The organism is Streptomyces caelestis (genome assembly GCF_014205255.1).
Classification (GTDB): Bacteria; Actinomycetota; Actinomycetes; order Streptomycetales; family Streptomycetaceae; genus Streptomyces; species Streptomyces caelestis.
Window position 1 is genome coordinate 2,068,099 of record NZ_JACHNE010000001.1, and the last position, 23,665, is coordinate 2,091,763.

23 protein-coding genes and 3 pseudogenes are annotated in these 23,665 nt (G+C 70.2%); 6 read left to right on the forward strand and 20 right to left on the reverse strand.

Going from position 1 to position 23,665, the window contains the following annotated elements:
* Position 1: 1 nt before the first annotated feature.
* Complete coding sequence (locus HDA41_RS09345) at positions 2-1,294, reverse strand: ABC transporter substrate-binding protein (RefSeq protein WP_184982436.1); 1,293 nt, start codon at positions 1,292-1,294, stop codon at positions 2-4.
* 254 nt (positions 1,295-1,548) lie between these two features.
* Positions 1,549-2,586: a LacI family DNA-binding transcriptional regulator gene (locus HDA41_RS09350; RefSeq protein ID WP_184982438.1), complete on the reverse strand. Its 1,038-nt coding sequence runs from the start codon at positions 2,584-2,586 to the stop codon at positions 1,549-1,551.
* Positions 2,587-2,933: 347 nt separating this feature from the next.
* Here HDA41_RS09350 and HDA41_RS42250 point away from each other — a divergent pair, with 347 nt between their 5' ends.
* Complete coding sequence (locus HDA41_RS42250; RefSeq protein WP_311772136.1) at positions 2,934-3,119, forward strand: hypothetical protein; 186 nt, start codon at positions 2,934-2,936, stop codon at positions 3,117-3,119.
* 60 nt (positions 3,120-3,179) lie between these two features.
* Positions 3,180-4,112: an RNA-guided endonuclease InsQ/TnpB family protein gene (locus HDA41_RS09355; protein ID WP_311772137.1), complete on the forward strand. Its 933-nt coding sequence runs from the start codon at positions 3,180-3,182 to the stop codon at positions 4,110-4,112.
* Positions 4,113-4,172: 60 nt separating this feature from the next.
* Here HDA41_RS09355 and HDA41_RS09360 read toward each other — a convergent pair whose 3' ends face one another.
* The 6 genes from HDA41_RS09360 to HDA41_RS09385 form a co-directional block, all read right to left on the reverse strand.
* Positions 4,173-4,532: a VOC family protein gene (locus HDA41_RS09360; RefSeq protein WP_184982440.1), complete on the reverse strand. Its 360-nt coding sequence runs from the start codon at positions 4,530-4,532 to the stop codon at positions 4,173-4,175.
* 117 nt (positions 4,533-4,649) lie between these two features.
* Positions 4,650-5,702, reverse strand: coding sequence for a 1-aminocyclopropane-1-carboxylate deaminase (locus HDA41_RS09365; RefSeq protein WP_184982442.1), 1,053 nt, complete (start codon positions 5,700-5,702; stop codon positions 4,650-4,652).
* 31 nt (positions 5,703-5,733) lie between these two features.
* The gene (locus HDA41_RS09370) at positions 5,734-6,375 is read right to left on the reverse strand and encodes a GntR family transcriptional regulator (protein WP_184982444.1); all 642 of its coding nucleotides are present in this window, start codon (positions 6,373-6,375) and stop codon (positions 5,734-5,736) included.
* 92 nt (positions 6,376-6,467) lie between these two features.
* Positions 6,468-8,051: a TROVE domain-containing protein gene (locus tag HDA41_RS09375; protein ID WP_184982446.1), complete on the reverse strand. Its 1,584-nt coding sequence runs from the start codon at positions 8,049-8,051 to the stop codon at positions 6,468-6,470.
* Positions 8,052-8,396: 345 nt separating this feature from the next.
* A complete protein-coding gene (locus HDA41_RS09380) occupies positions 8,397-9,839 on the reverse strand; it encodes an alkaline phosphatase PhoX (protein ID WP_184982447.1) in 1,443 nt (480 codons plus the stop codon).
* A gap of 153 nt (positions 9,840-9,992) precedes the next feature.
* Complete coding sequence (locus tag HDA41_RS09385; RefSeq protein ID WP_184982449.1) at positions 9,993-11,411, reverse strand: hypothetical protein; 1,419 nt, start codon at positions 11,409-11,411, stop codon at positions 9,993-9,995.
* 306 nt (positions 11,412-11,717) lie between these two features.
* On the opposite strand from HDA41_RS09385, the gene HDA41_RS09390 reads away from it, so the two are divergent.
* Positions 11,718-13,547 carry a DUF8508 domain-containing protein gene (locus HDA41_RS09390; RefSeq protein ID WP_184982452.1) on the forward strand — a complete coding sequence of 610 codons (1,830 nt, stop codon included), beginning with the start codon at positions 11,718-11,720 and terminating at the stop codon, positions 13,545-13,547.
* A 58-nt stretch (positions 13,548-13,605) separates the two neighbouring features.
* On the opposite strand, the gene HDA41_RS09395 is transcribed toward HDA41_RS09390, so the two are convergent.
* The 3 genes from HDA41_RS09395 to HDA41_RS09405 all read right to left on the reverse strand — a co-directional run bounded on the left by HDA41_RS09395 (position 13,606) and on the right by HDA41_RS09405 (position 15,501).
* Complete coding sequence (locus HDA41_RS09395) at positions 13,606-14,289, reverse strand: antibiotic biosynthesis monooxygenase (RefSeq protein WP_184982454.1); 684 nt, start codon at positions 14,287-14,289, stop codon at positions 13,606-13,608.
* 283 nt (positions 14,290-14,572) lie between these two features.
* Complete coding sequence (locus HDA41_RS09400) at positions 14,573-15,085, reverse strand: DUF3618 domain-containing protein (RefSeq protein WP_376706772.1); 513 nt, start codon at positions 15,083-15,085, stop codon at positions 14,573-14,575.
* A complete protein-coding gene (locus tag HDA41_RS09405; RefSeq protein ID WP_184982456.1) occupies positions 15,082-15,501 on the reverse strand; it encodes a phage holin family protein in 420 nt (139 codons plus the stop codon). The genes HDA41_RS09400 and HDA41_RS09405 overlap by 4 nt, the downstream gene beginning before the upstream one ends.
* A gap of 159 nt (positions 15,502-15,660) precedes the next feature.
* Here HDA41_RS09405 and dapA point away from each other — a divergent pair, with 159 nt between their 5' ends.
* Entirely contained in the window at positions 15,661-16,557 is an 897-nt protein-coding gene (dapA, locus tag HDA41_RS09410; RefSeq protein WP_184982458.1) for a 4-hydroxy-tetrahydrodipicolinate synthase, read from the forward strand.
* Positions 16,558-16,579: 22 nt separating this feature from the next.
* Here the strand turns inward: dapA and HDA41_RS41125 are convergent.
* The 3 genes and pseudogenes from HDA41_RS41125 to HDA41_RS09420 form a co-directional block, all read right to left on the reverse strand.
* A pseudogene (locus tag HDA41_RS41125) lies at positions 16,580-16,696 on the reverse strand (SigE family RNA polymerase sigma factor); the annotation flags it as partial.
* 49 nt (positions 16,697-16,745) lie between these two features.
* Positions 16,746-16,976, reverse strand: coding sequence for a hypothetical protein (locus HDA41_RS09415; RefSeq protein WP_184982460.1), 231 nt, complete (start codon positions 16,974-16,976; stop codon positions 16,746-16,748).
* Between the two features lie 406 nt (positions 16,977-17,382).
* Positions 17,383-17,811 carry a hypothetical protein gene (locus HDA41_RS09420; RefSeq protein WP_184982462.1) on the reverse strand — a complete coding sequence of 143 codons (429 nt, stop codon included), beginning with the start codon at positions 17,809-17,811 and terminating at the stop codon, positions 17,383-17,385.
* A gap of 340 nt (positions 17,812-18,151) precedes the next feature.
* Here HDA41_RS09420 and HDA41_RS09425 point away from each other — a divergent pair.
* Positions 18,152-18,412 (forward strand): annotated as a pseudogene (locus tag HDA41_RS09425) (transposase family protein); the annotation flags it as partial.
* Between the two features lie 584 nt (positions 18,413-18,996).
* On the opposite strand, the pseudogene HDA41_RS09430 reads toward HDA41_RS09425, so the two are convergent.
* From HDA41_RS09430 to HDA41_RS09445, 4 genes and pseudogenes are all read right to left on the reverse strand, one after another.
* A pseudogene (locus tag HDA41_RS09430) lies at positions 18,997-19,615 on the reverse strand (transposase family protein); the annotation flags it as partial.
* A 136-nt stretch (positions 19,616-19,751) separates the two neighbouring features.
* Complete coding sequence (gene dapD / locus HDA41_RS09435; RefSeq protein ID WP_184982464.1) at positions 19,752-20,741, reverse strand: 2,3,4,5-tetrahydropyridine-2,6-dicarboxylate N-succinyltransferase; 990 nt, start codon at positions 20,739-20,741, stop codon at positions 19,752-19,754.
* A 189-nt stretch (positions 20,742-20,930) separates the two neighbouring features.
* The gene (locus HDA41_RS09440; protein WP_184982466.1) at positions 20,931-21,479 is read right to left on the reverse strand and encodes a TetR/AcrR family transcriptional regulator; all 549 of its coding nucleotides are present in this window, start codon (positions 21,477-21,479) and stop codon (positions 20,931-20,933) included.
* Positions 21,479-21,799 carry a DMT family transporter gene (locus HDA41_RS09445; RefSeq protein ID WP_184982468.1) on the reverse strand — a complete coding sequence of 107 codons (321 nt, stop codon included), beginning with the start codon at positions 21,797-21,799 and terminating at the stop codon, positions 21,479-21,481. Before HDA41_RS09445 ends, HDA41_RS09440 begins: the two co-directional genes overlap by 1 nt.
* Before the next feature lie 169 nt (positions 21,800-21,968).
* Here HDA41_RS09445 and HDA41_RS09450 point away from each other — a divergent pair, with 169 nt between their 5' ends.
* Positions 21,969-22,808, forward strand: a complete 840-nt coding sequence (locus HDA41_RS09450; RefSeq protein WP_184982470.1) for an AbfB domain-containing protein — start codon at positions 21,969-21,971, stop codon at positions 22,806-22,808.
* Positions 22,809-22,865: 57 nt separating this feature from the next.
* On the opposite strand, the gene HDA41_RS09455 is transcribed toward HDA41_RS09450, so the two are convergent.
* Together HDA41_RS09455 and sufU are read right to left on the reverse strand one after the other, a co-directional pair.
* Positions 22,866-23,198, reverse strand: a complete 333-nt coding sequence (locus HDA41_RS09455) for a metal-sulfur cluster assembly factor (RefSeq protein WP_009187969.1) — start codon at positions 23,196-23,198, stop codon at positions 22,866-22,868.
* The gene (sufU, locus tag HDA41_RS09460; RefSeq protein ID WP_010039747.1) at positions 23,195-23,665 is read right to left on the reverse strand and encodes a Fe-S cluster assembly sulfur transfer protein SufU; all 471 of its coding nucleotides are present in this window, start codon (positions 23,663-23,665) and stop codon (positions 23,195-23,197) included. Before sufU ends, HDA41_RS09455 begins: the two co-directional genes overlap by 4 nt.

Genomic DNA, 23,665 nt, shown 5'->3' on the forward strand with positions numbered 1-23,665 from the left:
GTCAGCTCACCCCCACGCGGGACAGCGTGGTCTCGGCGGTGTGCACGGCGTCCCGCCAGGCCCGGCCGGGGTTCTTGCCGAGCATTTCCACGTTGGTCAGCTCCTGGAAGAACGGGGTGTTGGCGGACTCCTCGTAGGGGCTGAAGTAGACGACCGGGGCTTTCTGGGCGGCCGGGCCGAAGACGTCGATGGGCTGCTGACCGCCGAAGAAGGGGTCGGGCTCGTGCATCGCCGGGTCGGTGTAGGCGGCCGGGGTGGTGGGGAACAGGGCCATCTCCTGGTAGCTCGCGAGCTGGTTCGCCGGGCTGAGCAGCCACTTCAGGAAGGCGAAGCCCGCCTCGGGGTCCCGGCAGTAGCGGGTCAGCGTCATGTACGAGCCGCCGTAGTTGGCGGGGCCGTCCGGCATGGTGGTGAGCCGCCAGGACCCGGCGGTCTTCGGGGCGGTGTCCTTCAGGCCGTTGATGGCCCATACCGCCGTGGTCATCGTGGCGATCCGGCCGCCGCTCATGGCCGCGTTGAAGTCGGGTGTGCCGTCCGTGATCCTGGCGCTGAGCCCCTGGCGGAGGATGTCCACGGACAGGTCCCAGGCCCGCCGGACGTGCCCCTGGTCGCCGATGAAGCGGTTGTCGGCGTCCACGAACTGTCTGGGGCTCTGGAGCAGGACCTGCTGGAAGACGTTGCCGATGTTGCTCACCAGGTACGGCTTGCCGGACACCTTCGCCCGCAGGGTCCGCCCGGCGGCGATGAACTTCTCCCAGGTGGGGATCTCCTCGGCGACGTCCGCCGGTTCGTGGGCCAGTCCGGCCTCCCGGAAGAGGTCCCTGCGGTAGTAGAGCGCGGTGGGGCCGGCGTCCAGAGGGAAGCCGATCATCCTGCCCGTCGGGGTGAAGCAGGCCTTCCACTTCCACTCGAGGTACTGGTTACGGACGGACTCCGCACCGAGCTCCCGCAGGTCGAGGAACTCGTTCTCGTCGGGGAAGAACGTGGCGAGGTTGTCGTTGTTCACGACCGTGACGTCCGGCACGTAGGCGCGTGCGGCGAGGCTGGTGCGCACCTTGGAGTCGATGTCGCCGTCGGGTATCTGCGAGCCCCGCACCTTCAGTCCCGGCACGCCGGGTACGCCGCGCCGGGCGGTGGCGAGCAGCTTGTCGCTGAGCGAGCCCTTCCAGTACCAGAGGCCGAGGTGGTCGGTGCCGGCGGAGGCCGATCCCTCCGCCGACCCGCATCCGGTCAGCCCGAGCAGGCCCGCCCCCGCACCACCCAGGGAGGCCCCCAGAAAGCGCCTGCGGGACATCGTTCGGTGTTCCATGGGCGCGCACTCGCTTTCCGGGCATACCGCGGCCGGGCACAGCGCTGCCGCGGGCCCGTGATGAGGGAAGTGAAGACAACGATGTCGACGGGCGCGTGGTGGTCGGACCGATGGTCGCGTGGTGGGGGGTCTGGCGTTCGTGAACGTTCACGTGAGCGTTGCCGTCGAGTATCTGCACGCTCGAAAACCGGTGTCAAGGGAGTTGCACGGAACGATCTGCCGGGCCCCGCCCGGGCTGATCAGGCGGATGCGCGGACCACCAACTCGGGCACCACCCAGGCGTCCGCGCCCCGCAGCGGCTCCTCACCCGCGCGCAGCCGGGCCACCTGCTCCACGGCCAGCCGTCCCAGCTGCCGCTTGTCGATGTGCAGGGTCGTCAGGGCGGGGTCCACCAGCTCGCCCAGGGAGAGACCGTCGAAGCCCAGCACCGCCAGATCGTCCGGGACACCGCGGCCGTGGCGGCGGGCGGCGCGCATCGCCCCGACCGCGATCAGGTCGTTGAAGCCGAAGACCGCGGTGATCTCGGGCCGCGCCGCCAGGAGCCGTTCCAGGCCGGCCTCGCCGCCGGCCACGCTGTGCTCGGGGCACACCACGACCCAGTCCTCGTCGACCGGCAGCCCGAGCCGCCGCACCTGCTCCAGGAAGGCCAGCCTGCGGGGGCCGGGGCCGTGCACGCCGTCCAGCATGCCGATCCTGCGGTGCCCCGCGCGGAACAGGTGGTTCATGCCCTGCTCGACTCCGGTGGCGGCGTCGATGCCCACGGCCGCGAACCGGGTCTGCTGCGGGCCGCGCTCCAGCAGCACCAGCGGCACGCCTCCGAGGTGCCGGGTGAGGACGTCGTCCGGGTCCTTGAAGTAGCCCACGACCGCGTCCGCCTGGTGGGAGAGCACGTCGAGCGCCTGCCGCTCCCGGGCTTCGTCGATACGGGAGTCCCACACGACCACCTGCCAGCCGCGCTGCTCGGCCGCCTCCAGCACCCCGGCGGCCACCTCGGGGAAGAACGGGTTGCGCAGGTCGGGGATGACCAGGCCCGCCGTCACCGCCCCCTTCTGGACGAGGCCGCGCGCGAACCGGCTGGGCCGGTAGTCCAGGAGCCGGGCCGCCTCCAGGACCCGCTCCTTGGTGGCCGGGTCGATCTCGCCCTTGTCGTTGACCGCCCGGGAGACCGTCTGCCGTGACACCCCGGCCAGTCGTGCGACGTCGTGGATCGTGGCCCGGCGCCGGGCACCATCGGGCCGCTCGGCACCCGGCTCCGCCCGCTGATTGTCGGTCCACACGCTGAGCACTTTATCCGGCTCCGGACCCCGCCCGGCAGGGGCGCCCGCGCGGGCCCCTCAGCCGCCGAGCTCGGTGAAGAGCGTCAGCTGGAGGGCGCCCGGGGCCTGGAGCCGGGAGTTCAGCGTGATCTTGCGAGGAACCCCGGGCGTTCACGCCCGGGAGGAATCGCATCCGGTGGTGGCGGTGCGGAGCGCCGCGGTATCGGGCCGAGGTGACAGGGCCGCGAAGCGGCCGGGTGCTTCCCGGCGGAGCCGGGATCGCTGGCGTCCGAAGAAGGGCATGGGTCACTCGTTCGAGTGAAGGGAGGGGAACGTGCGGTGGCATCTCGGACGGGTGTGTAGGTTCGGTGATCGTGAAGCTGGTGGTGCAGGTCAAACTGGAGCCAACGCCCGTGCAGGCGGAGGCACTTGAGGCGACCCTGCACGCCTGCAACGAGGCGGCCACCTGGGCCGCCCAGGTGGCGTTCGAGAAGGATGCACGCCGCCCGCTGGCCCTGCGCAAGCACACCTATGCCGAGGTCAGGGGCCGGTGAGGGCTGGGGGCGCAGGCTGCCCAGCACGCGATCAAGAAGACCTGCGACGCCTACACCACCTTGAAGGCGAACCTGCGGGCCGGACGGTACGGGCGGCCCGGCACCAAACGGCACACCCGAGCCGCGGGCAAGCCGATCGTCTTCCGGCCGGAGGCGGCGCAGCCGTACGACGACCGGATGCTGTCCTGGCAGCACGAGCAGCGCACGGTGTCGATCTGGACCACGGCCGGCCGACTCAAGGGGGTGGCGTTCACCGGACAGGCTGAGCAACTGGCCGTGCTGGCCGCGCACCGTCACGGTGAGTCCGACCTGCTGTGCCGGGACGGAACCTGGTTCCTGATCGCGACCTGCGAGATCCCCGAACAGAGACTGAATGCCCACCCGGTGGCCTTCCTCGGCGTCGATCTGGGCATCGTGAACGTCGCCGCCACCTCTGACGGCGTGAAGCACTCCGGGCGCCGCATCAACCGGAAGCGGGCCAAGGACCGGGAATTGCGGCGCAAGCTGCAGCAGAAGAACACCAAGTCCGCGAAGCGGCGGGCGAAGAAGTACGCGGGCCGTGAGGCCCGCCGCAACAAGGACATCAACCACAAGATCAGCAAAGGGATCGTGGCGGAGGCTGAACGCACCGGTCGCGGGATCGCCCTGGAGGACCTGGGCGGTATCCGTGAGCGGGCACGGCTGAGAAAGCCCCAACGCACCACGCTCCACTCCTGGCCCTTCGCCCAGCTCGGCGCCTTCATCGCCTACAAGGCGAAACGCGCCGGGGTGCCGGTCGTGTACGTCGATCCGGCGTACACCAGCCAGGAATGCTCCCAGTGCCACCACATCGAGCGCGGCAACCGGCCCTCCCAGGCCCGTTTCGCGTGCCGGGTCTGCGGCTTCGTTGAGCACGCCGACCTCAACTCGTCCCACAACATCGCCCACCGCGGGTGGCTGGCGTGGGTCTGCGGGGTCCAGTCAACGGCCCCTGAACTCACCCTCATTGCGTGAGATCTGGACGCGGCCGGGCCACCACCGCCAGTGATGGTCACGAGCTGCAAGCCCGGGCATTCATGCCCGGGTCATGTTGACGGAGTTCCAGGGGGTAGGCGTGGGCTCGGCGATCACCTCGGCCCCGGCGGCGGCCGGCTTCGCCGTAGTGGCGACGGAGTCGTCCACCTGGAAGGCGACCCGGACGTGCCCGGCCACCCGCCGCCCGACCTCGACCTCGTCGATGAAGGCGGCATGGTTCGGGTCGGTCAGCTCCAGGGTGGCCCGTCCGGCCTCCAGGATCGTGACCCGCCCGTCCTCCGAGGCGAACGCGCCCCGCTCGGCCAGGCCGAGCACGTCCCGGTAGAAGTGCAGCGCGGCGTCGTAGTCGTCCGCCGTCACGACCAGGCGGAGTTCTCGTACGGCTGGTTCGTCGGGCATGGCGGCTCCTCCGAGGGTTGGGGTAACCGCTGACAACCCAGGGGCCGGCCGGTTGATTCCCGCGCGCGGCCGGACCGGACGCGGACTTACCGGCCGGGCCGGACGGCAGAGGCCCGGTCAGAACAGCGCGCTGTACGCGTTCAGCGCCGGCTGTCCGCCCAGGTGGGCATAGAGGACGGTGGAGTCGCGGCCGATCTCGCCCCGTGAGACCAGGTCGATCATCCCGGCCATGGACTTCCCCTCGTAGACGGGGTCCGTGACCATCCCCTCCGTCCGGGCCGCGAGCCGCATCGCCGCCAGGGTGGACTCGTCGGGGATGCCGTACGTGCCCGCGTGGTACCGCTCGTCGAGTTCGACGTCGGACTCGGTCACCTCGCGCTTGAGACCGATGAGCTGCCCGGTGTTGTGGGCGATCCTGGCGATCTGGCCACGGGTCGCGGCGGGTTTCGCCGAGGCGTCGATACCGAGCACGCGCCGGGGCCGCCCGCCCGCCTCCTCCAGCGCGGCGAACCCGGCGACCATGCCGGCCTGGGTGGAGCCGGTCACCGAGCACACGACCACGGTGTCGTAGAAGACGCCCAGCTCACGCTCCTGCTCGGCGACCTCGTACGCCCACCCGGCGAAACCGAGGCCGCCGAGCGGATGGTCGGAGGCGCCGGCCGGGATGGCGTACGGCTTGCCGCCCCCCTCCTCGACCTCCCTGAGCGCCTGCTCCCAGCTCTCCTTGAACCCGATCCCGAACCCGGCCTTCACCAGCCGCACGTCGGCCCCGGCGAGGCGGCTGAGCAGGATGTTGCCGACCTTGTCGTACACGGCGTCGGGCCACTCCACCCAGCTCTCCTGCACCAGCACGCACTTGAGCCCGGCCCGGGCGGCCACCGCCGCGACCTGCCGGGTGTGGTTCGACTGCACCCCGCCGATCGACACGAGCGTGTCGCAGCCCTTCGCGAGCGCGTCGGCGACCAGGTACTCCAGCTTGCGGGTCTTGTTCCCGCCGTACGCGACACCGGAGTTGCAGTCCTCGCGCTTGGCCCAGAGGGCGGCGCCGCCGAGGTGCGCGGTCAGCCGCTCCAGGGGGTGGACGGGCGAGGGCCCGAAGAGCAGGGGGTAACGGGCGTACGAGGAGAGGGAGGGGGAAGGGGAAGCGGGCGAGGACGGGGAAAGGGACATGGGTCCTCCCGGGTCGGGGTGGGGATCGTTCTCAGTCGGCGAGCTCTTCGAGCCCGCGCCAGATCTCCGCCGTGACGCGGACCGCCTCGGCCACGTCACCGGCCGCGCAGGCCTCGATCAGCCGCTCGTGCAGCCCGGCCGAACGGCAGCTGCCGCCCTCGCCGAAGCGCCGTCGCTCCAGGCGGCGGATGAGCGGGGTGTAGCGGGCGACGGTCGCGGCGGCCGCGCGGTTGCCGCTCACCCGGACGAGGACCTCGTGCAGCGCGTCGTCGGCACGCAGGGCTTCATCCACGTCTCCGGCGGCGACCGAGGCGGCGAACCGCTGGTTGGCGGCGCGCATCGCCTCGATGTCCGCGGCGGACAGCCGGGGCACGGCGACCCGCGTCACGAGCTCGTGCATGGCGCCGACCACGGCGGCGGCGTCCCGGACGTCGCAGGCCACGAGCGGGGTCACCCGGGTGTAGCTCTGCGGCTTGCTCTCCAGCAGCCCCTCGTCCACGAGCCGGGAGAACGCCTCCCGCACCGGCGCCCGGGACAGCCCCAGCCGCTCCGCGAGCTCGGCGTCCCGCACCACCGCACCGGGTTCGATCTCCCCGGCCACGATGGCGTCCCGGATCGCCGCGTACGCACGGTCCCTGAGCAGGGTCCGGGGCACGGGCCGGATGGCCTCCACGAACTGAAATGTTAGATGTCAGCACCAGCCCAGGACAAGGGTCCGGGCAAGACCGTGGCCCGCACTCCCCACGTGGTGCGGGCCACGGTCTCTCAGGCCGCCCAGGGCCAGTCGGCGTCCCGGGAGGCCTCGATCAGCGGAACCATCCGGAAAGCCGCGTCCGAAAGTCCTCCGAACGTGTGCCGCTTGCCCGTGCCCGACGGGCCGTGGCCCGCCCGGTATCCGGCGAGGTTCCAGGTGTAGACCGGCACGTCGGCCGGGACCTGCTCGGTCGGGTCGCCCCGGTGGTGGTGCGTGTACTGCTCGTCGGTGACGATCAGCACCCGGTCGTGCTTCCGGTAGTGCCGGCGCACCGCCTCGGTGGTGTCGGTGCCGCCCAGGTCGCCGAAGCGGTCGAGGATCCTCAGCACCGACTCACCCTTGCGGAACTTCACGCGGTCGCTCGTCGAGCCGAACTCGACCAGGTCCGCGCGCTCCGCCCGCAGCGCGAGCGCCGTGCCGAAGATCGCGGCGGCGTCGGCGCGGGTGAGTTCCGAGCGGTCGGACAGCCGCGACCAGAACATCGAGCCGGAGCGGTCCACGAGCACCAGCGTCCGGCCGGGCAGCGCGGGCACGCTGGCCAGCGAGTGGCCGAGCGCCCGCTCCAGGGCGTACGACCAGCGCAGCGACGGCGCGTGCTGGTACGCGGCGAGGTACCGGAAGGGGAACTGCCGCGAGCGCGCGACCTCCGCCGGGTCGCCGATCCGCGCGGCGACCCGCTCGGCCACCTCGTCGGACACCCCGGCCTCGTCGAAGTTGCGCAGGTTGCGCACGAGCGCCATGGTGCCCATGGACGGAATCACGGCCTCCCAGGCCGCCTTGTCCATCGGCCCCTGGAGCCAGCCCGCCAGCGTCTCCCACGTCATCCCGGCCTCGGCCAGCCGCTCGGCACCGCCCTCGGCGGTGACGACCGCACGCCGCTCCGCCACCGGCAGCGCCATCAGCTCGCGGTGCGCGGTGAGGACGCGGTCCGACGCGGGCGGCACCGCGGTGTCGGGGTGGTGCCGCCGGTCGAGGGCGTACCGGAACAGCTCACCCTGCCACGGCTTGTCCGGGTCCGGCGCGGCGTGCACGAGGTTGAGGATGTCGCCGAAGCGGTAGCCCTTGGAGGCGGTGTCGTACTTCAGCAGCGCCTTGCCGTGGTAGAGACGGCGTACGGCGTCGGCGATGCCGCGCTTGACCGGCTTGGGCACGTTGCGGCCGTACATCGCCGTCCAGTACGCGAGCAGTTCGCCGGGCTCGTCGGGCCGCTGGAGCACGGAGGAGACGACCTGCCGGTTGGCCGGGCCGCCGGTCGCGCCCGCGTCCAGGCGGGCCTTGACGTACTCGGCGGCGCCGACGACGGAGGCCGTACGCAGGTTGCCCTCGCCGCGCAGCCAGCCGAGCAGGCCGGCCGTCCACGCCGGGTCGGTGACGGCGAGTTCGCGCACGAGCTTCGCGAAGCGGTCGTCGCGGTCGGCGCCGGTCTCGTAGAAGGTCTGCTGCGACACGAAGTTCGACACCGCGAGCAGAAAGAGCTCCGAGCGGGCGTCGCGCTCCCGGCCCCGGCCGCCCTCGTAGGTGCGCAGCACGCGCCCGGTGGACGTCACACGGGAGACGGGACGCGCCCGCGCCGCCTTGCTGTTGAATCGCGCCATGATGAATTCCCCCGAATTCTTTACAGGTTTCCGAGGGAAGCGCGGCACATGAGAAAGGTGGGTGCCCGAGAACAGAAGTCGGCGACGGACTTATCCGGATGCTCTGCCCATTGAGCTACAGCGACCCGAAGTCGCTGACGGGGCTCGAACCCGCAACATTCCGATCAAATGAAGTAACCGTTGCCTGCGCACCGGGCACCCACCACATGCTGCGCCTCCCGAGATCAAGTCGGCGGCGGCGTCGGATTCTTTGGAAGAGAAGTAGCCGCTGCCATCGCACCGGGAGGTGCGTGACGTTGTGATCTCACTGTAGGAGGCGCGGTGCGGGACCTGCGAGCGAATTAATTACCGCTTCTGGCGCTTCCAGGGACCGGTGATGGCGAGCAGGATGCCCGGGTCCTGGATGTTGGCGTAAAGGGTCTTGCCGTCGGGCGAGAAGGTGACGCCGGCGAACTCGCTGTACTCCGGCTTTTCTTCGGTGCCGACGTTCAGGTCGTTGCGGGCGATCGGGTACGTGCGGCCGCTCTCGGTGGCGCCGAAGAGATGCGAAACGCCCTCGCCGTCCTCGGCCAGGACGATGCCGCCGTACGGTGAGACGGTGATGTTGTCGGGGCCGTCGAACGCGCCGTCCTTGGACGGGTCGGAGTTCACACCGAGCAGGACCTTCAGCGTCAGCGTGCGGCGCTTGGGGTCGTAGAACCAGACCTGGCCGTCGTGCCGGCCGGGGCTCTCCTCGCGGGCGTACGAGGAGACGATGTAGGCGCCGCCGTCGCCCCACCACATGCCCTCCAGCTTGCGGGCGCGGGTGACCTCCCCGGCGCCGAACTGCTTGCGCACGGGCGTGGTGCGGGCGTCGCGGTCGGGTACGTCCACCCAGTCGACGCCGTAGACGGTGCCGGGCTTGGTGGCCCGGGACAGGTCGTCGACGAACCGGCCGCCGGAGTCGTAGCACTTGGGCGCCTGGAGGACACCGGCGTCGTCGGCGAGCTCGCGGAACTTGCCGGGGCCGTATGCGAAACCCTTGGGCGGGGTCCAGCGGTAGAAGAGGCCGTTGGGCTCGTCGTCGTCCTCGGTGAGGTAGGCGTGGCCGCGCTTGGGGTCGATGACGACGGCCTCGTGGTCGTAACGGCCGAAGAACTTCAGCGGCTTGGGGCTGCGGTTGGCGCGCCGGTCGGAGGGGTCGACCTCGAAGACGTAGCCGTGGTCCTTGGTCATGCCGTTGACCCCGGCCCGGTCGGAGTTCTCCTCGCAGGTGAGCCAGGTGCCCCACGGAGTGCTGCCACCGGCGCAGTTGGTGGAGGTGCCCGCGATGCCGACCCACTCGGCGACCCGTCCGTCGGGGCGTATCTCGACGACCGTGCAGCCACCGGCGGCGGCCGGGTCGTAGACGAGGCCCTCGGTGAGCGGCACCGGGTACTTCCAGTTGGCGCGCGGGCCCTTCAGCTCGTGGTTGTTGACGAGCAGGGTGGTGCCGCGGGGGCCGTCGAAGGTGGCGGTGCCGTCGTGGTTGGACGGCGTGAACTCACCGGACTCCAGCTTCGTCCTGCCGCTGTAGGTGATGATCCGGTACGAGAAGCCGGCGGGCAGGGCGAGGATGCCCTCGGGGTCGGGGACGAGCGGCCCGTAGCCGACCCCGTGCCGGGCGTCCGCCGCGCCCTCCGCACTGTCGGTGTCGTAGGACGCGAGGGCGTTGGGCGCGGTGGCGAGGGCCCCGACACTGCCCGCCAGCGCGACACCGGCACCGGTGATCGCGGAGGTTCTGGCGAAGTCCCTGCGGGTGAGCGACATGGGTGTCTCCTGTGACGGTGGGTATGCCGTGGAGGGTGGCGGACCTCGTTCGCCACACCGTCCCGCTCATCCATGAACGCCGGTTGAACAACGCCCCAGGGGCGCGGGGAACTGCGCGACAAGCCACGACGAACCCGCGCCCGCCAGGCAGGATCAACCGCCCTGTTGGGACCGCGCCTTAAAGGCCGCCTTCCGCGCTTCCTTGGCGACCTTCTTGTCCGGATGCAACCGCCCCATCGCCTCCAGCACATCAGCCGTAGCGGGATGGTCAACCCGCCACACAGCCTCAAAGAACCCACCGTGCTGCTGCGCAAGCCCCTCGACCAACGCCCGCAACTCCTCGGAGTTCCCTTCGGCAGCCAGCTGCGCGGCCACCGTGTCGATGGTCAGCCAGTACACCATCGCTTCCGACGGCGCAGGCACGTCCGCCGCGCCGTGCTCGGTGAGCCAGACCCGGGCGAGACCGCCCAACTCGGCATCGTCGAGGACTTCCCGCAGCGCCGGCTCGGCCGCGGCCCCCACCAGGGACAACGCCTGCTGACACCGCAACCGCCGCAGCGGCGCCCCGGCATCCGAACCCCGCGCCGCCGCCAGCAACTCCCGCGCCGCGTCGAGCGATTCCCGGCGCTCCAGCCACTGCTCGGTCTCGGCCTGTGCCGCCCCCGGCGGGAACGCGGCCGTGCCGTCGAGCAGCGCGTCGGCTCCCTTGTCCGCGAGGTCTCCGACGGCCGGTGCCTCGAATCCGGCCTCCAGCAGCCGGGCACGCAGGCCGTACACCCCGAGCGGGGTGAGCCGGACCATGCCGTACCGGGAGACGTCGGTGTCGTCGACGGGCGCCGCGGGCTCCTCGTCGGCATCGGCCATGAGGGCCTCGTCCACGGGCTGGTACGCCACGAGCCCCACCGGCTCCAGCATCCGGAACTGGTCGTCCAGCCGCATCATCGCGTCGGACACCTGCTCCAGGACGTCGTTGGTCGGCTCGTCCATGTCGCTGGGCACGATCACCGAGGCGGCCAGTGCGGGCAGCGGCACCGGAGCCGCGGCGGGTGTGTCCTCGCCGGCGGTCAGCAGATAGAGGTTGCCGAGCACGCCGTCGAGGAACTCCGCCTCGGCCTCCGGGTCCCAGTCGAGGGCGGAGAGGTCGACCTCGCCGTCCTCGGCCACGAGCCCGTCGAGGTCGGGCACGCTCGCGTCGGCGAGCACCGTCTCCAGGGCCGCGAGCCACACCGCGAGCACGTCCTGCGGCGAGCCGCCGGTGAGCACCGCCAGGTCCTCGCCCGCCGTGACGGTGCCCTCCTCCTCGTCGACGATCTCGACGAGCCCGGTGTCCAGGGCCACCCGCCATGCCTCGCTGGCGTCGGCGGCGGCGTCGTCCCCGCTCAGTCCGAGCACCTCGGCGGCCGCGGGCAGCTGCTCGTCGACGAGCCCGCCCCCGGCGTCGACCCGGGTCTCCGGCCCGGCCCAGCGGGCCAGCCGGGCGGCTCGGGACAGCACCGGCGTGGACAGTGCGTCGCGCGCCAGCTCCGCTTCGGGGTGCAGCCGCACCGGCGGCAGGGGGGAGCTGTCTGACATCGGCTGTTTCTCCTAGGGCGCCTCATACGACTCAGCCGCTCAGCCTAGACGGATTTACACCTATGCCGCCTACTTCATGTCCCCGTCAGGAGCTGTACATGGCCGAAACCTTGACAAGTGACCTGAGCAGGCTGGAGATTGACGCGCGTAGAAGTCGGCGGACACTTGTTCACCGGGCCCGCCCTGCCAGGCCCGCCCGTCCACCGCTCTCTACGCGCGTCACACCGCCCGCCCCAGAGGGAGCGGCAGACAGTCCACGCACCACCCTCGTCCCGGCGCCCTGTCACGTCCCCGGAGGGATTCCCGTTGCCGAGCAAGTCGTCCGCGCGCCTCGCCGCGCTCACCGTCGCCGCCGTGTGCTCCGCGGCATCCACGATCGTCCTCACCACCCCGGCCCACGCCGACTCGGTCCGCATCCACGACATCCAGGGCAGCACCCGGATGTCCCCGTACGCCGGCAGGCAGGTCACGGACGTGACCGGCATCGTCACCGGCATCCGCACCTACGGCCAGTCCCGCGGCTTCTGGATCCAGGACCCGAACCCGGACGCCGACCCGGCGACCAGCGAGGGCGTCTTCGTCTTCACCGGCTCGGCACCGAAGGGGGTCGCCGTCGGTGACTCCGTCACGGTCAGCGGCACGGTCTCGGAGTACGTCCCCGGCGGCACCGCCTCCGGCAACCAGTCGCTGACGGAGATCACCAAGCCGACGACCACGGTCGTCTCCAGCGGCAACGCGCTCCCCGCCGCCACGACGATCGACACGAGGTCGGTCCCCGCCGCCTACGCACCGGCCGGTGACACCACGGCGAACGGCTCGGTCAACGCCCTCCCCCTCAAGCCCTCGAAGTACGCCCTGGACCACTACGAGGCACTGGAGGGCATGACCGTCCGCGTCACCGACACCCGTGTCGTGGGCGCCACCGACCCGTACACCGAACTCTGGGTGACGGTGAAGCCGCACGAGAACCGCAACCGCCACGGCGGCACGGTCTACGGCTCCTACGACGCCCAGAACACCGGCCGCCTCCAGATCCAGTCCCTCGGCTCGACGGCCGACTTCCCGAAGGCGAACGTCGGCGACACCCTCGCCGGCGCGACGGCGGGCCCGCTGGACTACAACCAGTTCGGCGGCTACACCCTGGTCGCGAGCGAACTCGGCACGCTCAAGCCGGCGGGCCTGAAGCGCGAGACGACGAGCAAGCAGCGCTCCTCGGAACTCGCGGTGGCCACCTACAACGTCGAGAACCTCGACCCGACCGACGCCACCTTCGCCGAGCACGCGTCCGCGATCGTGAACAACCTGAAGTCGCCGGACATCGTGTCCCTGGAGGAGATCCAGGACAACAACGGCGCGACGAACGACGGTACGGTCGCCACCGACCAGACCATGACCAAGCTGATCGACGCGATCGTCGCGGCCGGCGGCCCGACGTACGACTGGCGCTCGATCGACCCGGCCGACGGCACCGACGGCGGTGAGCCCGGTGGCAACATCCGCCAGGCGTTCCTGTTCAACCCGGAGCGGGTCTCCTTCACGGACCGCGCGGGCGGCGACGCCACGACGGCGACCGGCGTGACGAAGATCCGCGGCAAGGCGCACCTGACGTTCAGCCCCGGACGGATCGCCCCCGCCGACGAGGCCTGGAAGAACAGCCGCAAGCCGCTGGCCGGCGAGTTCGTCTTCCGCGGCCGAACGGTCTTCGTGATCGCCAACCACTTCAACTCCAAGGGCGGCGACCAGGGCCTGACCTCCCAGTACCAACCGCCGGCCCGCGGCTCCGAGACCCAGCGCCACCAGCAGGCCACGCTGGTGAACGCCTTCGTCAAGGACATCCTCGACACCCAGAAGAACGCGGACGTCATCGCCCTGGGCGACATCAACGACTTCGAGTTCTCCCGCACCACCAGCATCCTCGAAGGCCGGGGCGAACTCTGGTCGGCGATCAAGTCGCTGCCCCGCAGCGAGCGTTACTCGTACGTCTACCAGGGCAACAGCCAGGTCCTCGACCAGATCCTGATCAGCCCGTCGATCCGCCGCGACTGCGACTTCGAGTACGACAGCGTGCACGTCAACGCGGAGTTCAACGACCAGATCAGCGACCACGACCCGCAGGTCCTGCGCTTCCGCCCGTAACCTGCCGGGCCAGGGGCCGGCTGGGCCCAGACGTCCAGCCGGCACCACGGCACCGCGCTCACCCGGGCACGAGCCCCAGGGCATGCCGGTACCGGCTCCCGCTCGTCCCCTGCACTCCCGGGTACGTCCGCACCCGCTCCCACGTGTCGGTCTCGGACGCCGTCAAGGCCTCGTCATAGGTCTGGTCGCTCTCCCACTCGGCGTAGTTCAGCACGTGCCCGCCATCGGTACTCAGATGGAAATGAGCGGAGATCAGCCCGGCGTCCCCTTCAGGATCGTCTCCGGCGGCCTTGAGCACGAGATCGACCCACTCCTCCCGCCGCTCCCGGGCCCCTTCCTCGAAGTCGATCCGCACGGCGACGATCAGACCGGGCACCCGCACGTCCCCGGCAGCCCGCTCCAGGCTGCGGTACCGCCGGTAGCGCCCGAGCCCCACCCGCTCGATCCCCGGCACGGCGGTGTCGATCTCGTCGACCCGCTCCTGCCGATGAACTTTGACGAAGGCCTCGTACGCCTGCTCGCTGCTCCACTGCGAGTAGTGCATCAGCGTGGAGCCGTCGTGCCCGACGTAGACGTGGTACCCCAGCAGATCACCGGTGGGCCACGGCCGCCGCTCCCAGGTCCGCCCGATGGCCTCCACGGTCTGCCGCTGCCGCTCGGGGGTACCGACCCGCCAGGTACTGAAGAAGGGAGCACCGATCCGGGGGTCGGTGAGGTCGGGGTGCTGCTCGGTTCGGCTCATTGAACACTCCAGTCGTATGCGCCGGTTGCCTGCGCACCCCACCTTTCAACCTCGACCAAGCTTGAGGTCAAGCGAAGGGTGTCGCAGGGCCCGGCGGCACGACTGCCCGAAGCGGCGGCCTCCGGCGGCTGAGCAGACCACCACGCGCCCGCACCCGCGGCAAGGCCGGCCACGGCGGCACGCGGCAGCCGGCCTGCGGCAGCTCAGCCGCGACGCGCCCGCAGCCGCCGGCTCACGGAAGGGGAACGTGTCGGGGGGTGTCCCGCCCGCAGCGGTTGGCGCGTCAACGCGCGTGCATGGGTGTCCGAGCCCATCGCGCCGTTCCGAGGACGGACACCCCTCGGCGCGGCCCCGACCTACGACCACCGCGCAGGCGCAAACGACCCGCACCTCCACCCCGCTCAGCGATGCCAGCGATGCCGCGAGGCCAGTGATGCACATGCTGCCGCCGCCGCAACACCTCGACAGCCACCACCGCAACCCCCGCAGCCGCCCCGGCGATCAGCACCGGGCCCGGATGCCGCACCCCGGCCTGGACGGCACCGCGCACCGGCCGAGGCCCCGCATGCGTCGCCTTGTCGTGCACCACATGCCCGGCCTGCGCGGCGCTGCTCCGCAACTGCACCGTCATCGCCCCGGCCTTGTCCCGCAGATCGGCAGCCCGCGCCCGCGCACGCCCCTTCACATCCGCTTTCCCGGCCAGCTCCTCGACCGTGTTCCCGAGTTCACCACGGGTCCGCTCGATCTGCTGCCGCAGCTCATCGGGCCCCTTGGCCCCGCCTTTCGCGTCCGTCATCGATGCGCCCTTTCCTTGATTTCCTCCACGTCGGCCCTGACGCTGCCGAGCGCCGCCTCAGGCGTGGGAGGCGTGGCCCGGCGCAACTGCCCCCGGCCGGCAGCGGCCAGCACGGCCGCGATCACGAACAGCACACCCGTCACGATGAGCGCCGAGGCCCAGACGGGCAGCACCAGTGAGAGGGCGGCGACCCCCGCCCCGGCCAGCACCAGCAGCCCGGCGTAGGCGACGGCACCCGCCGCACCGAGCAGCCCACCGCCACGCCCCGCACGCCGCCCCTTCTCGGCCAGCTCTTCCTTCGCGAGTGCCACTTCCTGCCGCACGAGCCGGGAGGCCTGCTCCGCGGCCTGCGAGACGAGCTCGCCCACGGAGTGGTGCTCCTCGTGCACGGCCCGATGCTCGATGGTCCCCGTCACGGTGTTCCGCCTCCTCTCGACGTAGGAACCCCCGAGTACCCGGCCCACCCCCTGCTACCCCGCCCCACCCGGCCTCTCATCGAGCTCTCAGCATCCCTTATCAATGTCAGGTAGAAGAATTAACTAGAGCTACAGAGTCATGATGCCGACACTACTCACATGACGACTCCGACGACCCCCTTCGGCCGCACCCTGTGCGCCATGATCACCCCCTTCACGACGTCCGGGTCACTGGACCTCGACGGCGCCCAACGCCTCGCCGCCCACCTGGTGGCACAGGGCTGCGACGGCCTGGTCCTGTCCGGCACGACGGGCGAGTCACCGACCACCACGGACGCCGAGAAGTCGGCCCTCATCGCAGCCGTCCGCGAGGCCGTGGCCGACCGGGCGTTGATCATCGCGGGCATCGGCACGCCCGACACCCGCCACACCCTCGACCTGGCCCGGGAGGCCGAAAAGGCCGGCGCGGACGGCCTGTTAGTGGTGGCCCCTTACTACAGCAGGCCCCCGCAGGACGCGATCGAGGCGCACTTCCGCGAGATCGCCGACGCCAGTGAGCTCCCGCTCATGCTCTACGACATCCCGAACCGCACCGGCATCCGCGTCGAACCGGAGACGATCCTCCGCCTCTCCGCACACCCCAGGATCGTCGCGGTCAAGGACTGCTCCTACGACTTCCTGGCCGCCCAGAAGGTGCTGGCCCGCACGGACCTGGCGTACTACGCGGGCTGCGACGAGCACAACCTCGCCCTGTACGCGGTGGGCGGCGCCGGTTACGTCAGCACGGTGTCGAACGTGATCCCGGACCGGCTGCGAGCCGTGCTGGACGCGTTCGACGCGGGCGACACGACTCGGGCGGCCCGCCTCCAGCAGCAGGCCACCCCCCTCATCGAGGCGACGATGTCGGCAGGCCTCCCGGGCACGGTGACGACGAAGGCGCTCCTCACCGCCCTGGACCTCCCCGCGGGCTCGGTCCGCACTCCCCTGCGGCCCGCCGACGCCAAGACGACCGACAAACTCCTGTCGCTCTACAACACCCTGACCACCGCTGCCTGACCAAGGAGTGACCCCCGGCCCGCCGCCAGCGGCTGACCTGCTGCCGGAAGAGGGTCTGCCGGACGTACGCCTCCGGTTCGACGATCCGGTGCCGGCGGCCCTCCGCCTTGATCAGCGCGTTCTGAAACAGGCCGGGGCCCGTACCGCAAGGGTGTGCGGTACGGGCCCCGGCCCGTGGCTGTGCCGGCTCAGTTCCAGGCGTACCCGTCGCCGAACAGCAGCGTGTGCTCCAGCACGTCCTCCGCCGGGTCGTCGACCTGGCCGACGTTGACGTTGATCAGCCCCACCCGGTGCCCGTTGTGCGAGCCCGTGTTGGTCTCGTCGGCGTGCGCGGCCCCCGCCGGAAGCCAGCACACCACCAGCGCCGTGACCGCCCCGGCCAGACAGCGCGCCACGGCCCGCCCCCGCTCGTTCCTCATGCCCCGGTCCTCGTTTCGTCGGTTCGGCTTCTGATCGGACACGGCGTCCGCCCGTTCGTCGGACTCTGCGCCCACCCGTTCATCTGCAAAAACCACCATGAGGTCACGCCGGGTAACTCGTACGGGGCCCATTCGGAGAGCCGATGACACACGGCCCGGGCCCCCCACGCCGCGGGTATGTTCGGCGACGCTGGTCGGTCGCCAGGTGCCGGGTGCCGGTCGCGGGAGGGGCGATGGCGACGAAGCCGGTACGGCTCACCACCGGCTGGAGCTGTTCAGCCTCGGACGCACGCGCCGCCGCAGCCCTCGTCCTGCTCCAACTCGAGTACGACCGAACCATCTGAAGGATCACACAACGTCACCATCCACTACTGGGAAAGGCTTCAGTCCCGTGTAGACCCGGTGTTCAGACCTCCGTGTAGGCGTACTGAGTGCAGGTGAACGCGTCGTACCAGGTTGAGCCGTATTCCCCAGCGCATGCCCGCCACTTCAGGTTGTATCCCTCGGTGAAGTTCTTGTTCTGGTAACGCCCTTCGCCCTTCCCCTTCGTCATCCAGACCTTACCGCCCCGCACGAGGACGCCACTGTCGTTCCTCAATTCCCACATGATAAAAACCGATTCCCCATCCGCCTCCAAGTCATTCACCTTGAACCAGTCACCGTTCGAGGCGAACAATCCAGATACGAATATGTTGCCCTCAACTTGCCAAGGCCCAGGCGAGGACGTGGTAGTCGCGATAGCTACATCATGCTCCCAGTCAATGGCGGAAGCCTGAGAGGTAAAGAGGGTGAACGCTGCCGCTGCGGCAGCGGCGACCGTGGCTATGCGCTTCATCTGCACGTACCTTCATATGGATTAGATTCGCAATGAGGCGGTCACGCTAGCATTAAACTTTGACAAAAGTCAGCCCAACAGCCAGGAGCATTACGTGATCGTGATCTTTCCGGGTTGATCATGTGAGGCCGAGGGCTGACAGCGGGCGGTGGTAGTCGCGGCTGGCGTGGCGGAGGGGCGGCTGCGATGTTGGTCTCGCCGTTCTGGCGGAAGAGGCTGACGGCGAGGTTGCGCAGGCAGGCCAGGGTGCGGACCTTGGAGTCGTCCTCGCGGAAGGTGCGGTCACGACGTGGTACAGGAGGTTCTCGATGCCCCAGTTGCCTCTGATCCAGGCGGCGAGCTGGACATGTCGACCCTCGTCGACCTCGGCTACGAGAACGTCGGCGACGGCTTCCACCACCCCGTCAAAAAGCCCGCCGAAGGTGAGCTGACCGAAGCCCAGCAGACCGACAACAAGGTCGTCCGCGGCATCCACGGAGTCTGCGAGCGCGCCAACTCCTTGCTCAAGACCACCTTCAAGGCCCTGCGCAGGGTCAGCCTCGACCCCAGCCGCATCACGAAGATCGCCGCCGCAGCCCTCGTCCTGCTCCAACTCGAGTAGCCTACAGCCTTTTTCTTACCTGCGGCCGACGAGGACCCCTATCGAGAACGAAAGAAAAACGTTCCCGTTCTCCTTGGGGCCATACTTGATCGACGCCGCCCTCGCTCGGGGACAGGATTGGTTCACAAGCGCGATCCATGAATCTCGGAATTATGTACGCGAATCCGGAATGATTGAAATGACACAGCCCGGCTCAGTGGGACGGGAGGCACTAAGGGAATTAGCTATGCATTTGAAGCTTCCTGCTCATATTCGGGGAGTGCAAGGCGTGCATCGGGCGGCCGCCGCGGCAAGCGCCGTCACCGGCGTCGCAGGAAGTTTGCTGGCCAACGATACATGGCCTGCCGTGACAGGCTGTTGCCTCACACTTGCTACCACTTTTTGGTCGGGGAAAGCCGGAACTCTGTCGAACATTCGTTGGCTGCAGTGGATGCTCGAATGGCCGCTTGAAAGCGAGACAGAGAGGAGGCGGCACTAGGCACGGCGTCATCGAGTGCCCGTTGTTCGCGTCCTGCTGCGCGGCCGACCCCACCTACACAACCTCAGGACAGCCTCCTCAGTACTCCAGCTGTAGATCGTGATCTTCATGTCTGGGATGCGGCTCGTCGCCGGTAATGGCTGGTGCGGGAGCGGGCTTGATGGCGGCGGCGCCAGTCGGACCAGCCGAGCCGGTGGGCTGTGTCGTGGACCGGCCGGACGATGAGCGTGAACAGGCACTGGATCTCGTTGCAGGACCGCGGGACCAGATCAGTCGGCCCGGGACGGCGGGTGTGTTCGTCGGCACGGACGACGGCGAGGAAAGCGTGGGCGAGCATGGCGAGGATGACCCAGCGGCTCCACGAGGGGAAGCGGCGGACCTGGTGCTCATCGAGTCCCGCCAGCCCCTTCTCGGTCTGGAAGGTCTCTTCCACGCGCCATCTGGATCCGGCGACCCGCACCAGCTCGGTCAGCGGAACCGGCTGGTGTGAGAAGCAGCTGTAGTAGGCGAGTTCGCCGGTGCCGCGGCTGCGGCGGATCAGCATCTGAGGGCTGCCGGGGCGGGGGCCGGCCAGGTCGATGACCGCCCAGTCGTAGAAGCGGTGTCCCTTGGCGCCGGCCCCTGCCGACAGCTTGCCAGGCCCGCTTCGGCACCTTCGCGGCCAGGGCATCCGCGCGGAACTTCTCCGCACCGGTGGTGACTTGATGGGAGCAGGCGACGGCGACACGCGAGCGCCCTCCCGGGCCGTCCTCGGGCCGTGGAAGGGCGCTCAACGATGACCAACGCCGACAGCTGCCGACAGCTCAGCAGGAGGTCAGAACGCTGTTCGTTTGGGCGGCCGCAGGTCAGGGCCGCCGATGATCAGTTGTGGCTGTGCAGGATCTCGTTCAGCCCGCCCCACACCGCGTTGTTCGGCCGGGCCTCGACGGTGCCGGTGACCGAGTTGCGACGGAAGAGGATGTTGGAGGCGCCGGAGAGCTCGCGGGCCTTCACGATCTGGCCGTCGGGCATGGTGACGCGGGTGCCGGCGGTGACGTAGAGGCCGGCCTCGACGACGCACTCGTCGCCGAGGGCGATGCCGACGCCCGCCTCGGCGCCGATCAGGCAGCGCTCGCCGATGGAGATGATGACGTTGCCGCCGCCGGACAGCGTGCCCATGGTGGAGGCGCCGCCGCCGATGTCCGAGCCGTCGCCGATCACGACGCCTGCGGAGATGCGGCCCTCGACCATCGACGTGCCGAGCGTGCCGGCGTTGAAGTTGACGAAGCCCTCGTGCATGACGGTGGTGCCCTCGGCGAGGTGCGCGCCGAGGCGGACTCGGTCGGCGTCGGCGATGCGGACGCCCTTGGGGGCCACGTAGTCGGTCATCCGCGGGAACTTGTCGACGGAGGTCACCTGGAGGTGCAGGCCCTCGGCGCGGGCGTTCAGCCGGACCTTCTCGAGGTCGTCGACGGCGACCGGGCCGAGCGAGGTCCAGGCAACGTTGGCGAGGAAGCCGAAGATGCCGTCCAGGCTCTGGCCGTGCGGCCTGACCAGGCGGTGGGAGAGCAGGTGCAGGCGCAGATAGGTGTCGTGCGCGTCGATCGGCTTCTCGTCGAGCGAGGCGATGACCGTGCGGACCGCGACCACCTCGACGCCCCGGCGGGCGTCCGGGCCGATCGCCGCGGTCGCACCGCCGCCGAGCAGCTCCGCGGCACGCTCGGCGGACAGCCGTTCGGTGCCGGACGGGCCGGGCTCGGTGGCCAGTTCGGGCGCGGGGAACCAGGTGTCGAGGACGGTGCCGTCGGCGGCGATCGTGGCGAGGCCGGCGGCCACGGCGCCGGTGGGGCGAGGAGCAGTCGTGTCGGTCATGAGGGCAACCTAACCGGCGGACGGCGGTCGATGCGAACCGGTGCGGGGGCGTCTCACGTGCCGGGCGGTACGTCTCACTGATGGCCGGCGATGCCTCCCGTCGGCCCCGCCGTCGGTGTCACTCGCAGCCCGACGGAACGCATCGCCGTCGGTGTCACTCGCAGCCCGACGGACGCCCCGCCGCCGGTGTCACCTTCCCGCCCCCGCGACGACCCGCCCCAGCACCTCCCGGGCATACGCCTCGTCATACGGCACCCCGGCCAGCAGCACCTGAAGACAGATGCCGTCGACGACCGCCACCAGGGCCCGCGCGGTCACCGGATCCGTACGCCGGGACAGCAGCTCGGCGACCCCCTCGGCCCACTCGGCGGCGACGGGCCGCAGGGCGGGCCGGCGCAGGGCGGCGAGGTAGAGCTCGTACTCCAGCTCGACACCCGTGCGGTCACCCGCCAGCCACTCCCCCATCCACGCGGCCAGTGCAGCCGCCAGATCGGTGCAGGGATCATCCAGCCCGCCGCGCCCGGCGACGACCTTGGCGAAGCCCTCGTTGGCCTGCCGCAGCGCGGCGACCAGGAGTTCGTCGAGGGTCTTGAAGTGGTACGTCGTCGAGCCGAGCGGCACATCGGCCTCGGCGGCGGCGGTGCGGTGGCTCAGGCCGGCGATGCCCTTCGCCCCGACGACCCGGATCGCCGCGTCGATGATCCGCTGCCGCCGCTCGGGGTCGTAGCGCCGGGCCATCAGTGGGAACCTCCCAGGTTCAGCACCACTACTCCGACGATGATCAGCCCGATCCCGGCGGCCTTGGCGGCGGTCATCCCTTCTCCCAGGAAGGCGATCCCGATCGTGGCGATGGCGGCGGTGCCGGCACCGGCCCAGATCGCGTAGGCCGTTCCGACGGAGACGGTCTTCAGCGTCTGCGCGAGCAGTGCGAAGGAGACGAGGTAGCCGAGGAGTGTGAGCAGCGAGGGCGCGAGCCGGCTGAAGCCGTCGCTGTACTTCATGGCGGTGGTCGCGCCCACCTCGGCGGCGATGGCCGCGGCCAGCAGCAGATAACCCATATGTACGAGCGTACACAACACCTGTACACCCGTACACAACGACAGGAGAGATATCGCTTTCAACAAACGCCCCTCAGGGGCCCCACGGGTCCACTACGGTGTCACCGATCACACACCGGGCGACCACAACTGCACCGCCGTCAAGGGAGCCCGCCGGAGGAAACAGAGCATGCCGAAAGACAAGTCCCGGCCCCCACTGGACCGCCCGTGGGAGAGCGGCTGGGCCCCGGACACCAGCCGGGCACCGGGAACCCGACGGCTCTGGCTGGCGGGCGCACTCGCCCTGGCCACGATCACCGCGTGCGTCACGGCCATCACCGTGCTGGAGAACGAGTCCGGCGAGCCGGCCCCCGAGGCGGCGGAGCCGACCACCCTCGGCAGCTCGGCCCCGGGCGGTCTGATCTCCTTCGCGACTCCGTCCAAGAGCACCGGCGAATCCCCGGGCGCGGACGGCGGCCGCCCGTCCCCCACTCCCACGCCCAGCACGAGCGCGCCCACCAGCGCCGGCCCGGGTCCGGAGCCGCAGAAGAAGGCCCCCAAGCCCTCGCCGTCCCACGTCACGTCGAAGCCCCCGAAGCCTCCGGCCTCGCACGGGATGTCCATACGCTCGGTCAACTACCCCGAGCGCTACTGGCGTGTCCGTGACGGCTACGTCCGCCTGGACCAGATCGGCTCCGGCCCCGAGCAGCGCGAGGACGCCACTTTCGAGCGCGTCTCCGGCCTCGCCGACTCCTCCTGCTACTCCTTCACCACGGCGGACGGCCGCTACCTCCGCCACCGCAGCTTCGTCCTGGTCAAGGACGTCGACGACGGCTCGGCCCTGTTCCGCAAGGACGCCACCTTCTGCCCCCGCCCCGCGGCCTCCTCGGGCGCGGTCATGCTGGAGTCCGTGAACTACCCGGGCCGCTTCCTGCGCCACCGCGACTTCCAGCTCCGCCTCGAGCCGTACCAGCACGACGGCCTGTACCGCGCGGACTCGGAGTTCCGGCTGGTCGCCGGGCTGGACTGACCATGCGAAGGGGCGGCACCCCCGGGAGGGTGCCGCCCCTTCGTCAGTCAGCGGATCTCAGACGTTGAACCCGAGCGCCCGAAGCTGCTCCCGCCCATCGTCCGTGATCTTGTCGGGGCCCCACGGCGGCATCCAGACCCAGTTGATGCGCAACTCGTTGACGAGGCCGTCCGTGGCGGACTTCGCCTGGTCCTCGATGACGTCCGTCAGCGGGCAGGCCGCCGAGGTCAGGGTCATGTCGACGGTCGCGATGTTCGCGTCGTCGACGTGAATGCCGTAGATCAGACCGAGGTTGACGACGTCGATGCCCAGCTCGGGGTCGACGACGTCCATCAGGGCCTCACGGAGTTCTTCCTCCGAGGCCGGCTTCATCTCCACGGTCTCGCTCATGCCGTCGTCTCCTTCTCGGCGTCGGCGCCGCCCAGCACCTGGGCCGTCGCGTCCTTCCAGGCCATCCAGCTCAGCAGGGCGCACTTGACCCGGGCCGGGTACTTGGACACCCCGGCGAACGCAACCGCGTCCTCCAGGATGTCCTCCATCGCGTCGTCGGGCACGAGCTTCCCCTTGGACTGCATCAGCTCCAGGAAGGTCTCCTGGATCTTCCGCGCGTCGGAGAACTCCTTGCCGACGAGGAGTTCGTTCAGTACGGAGGCCGAGGCCTGGCTGATCGAGCAGCCCTGGCCCTCGTACGAAACGTCCTCGATCTTCGTTCCGTCGTACTTCACGCGCAGGGTGATCTCGTCACCGCACGTCGGGTTGACGTGGTGCACCTCGGCGTCGCCATCCCGCAAGCCCCGTCCGTGCGGGTTCTTGTAGTGGTCCAGGATGACTTCCTGGTACATGGAGTCCAGTTTCAC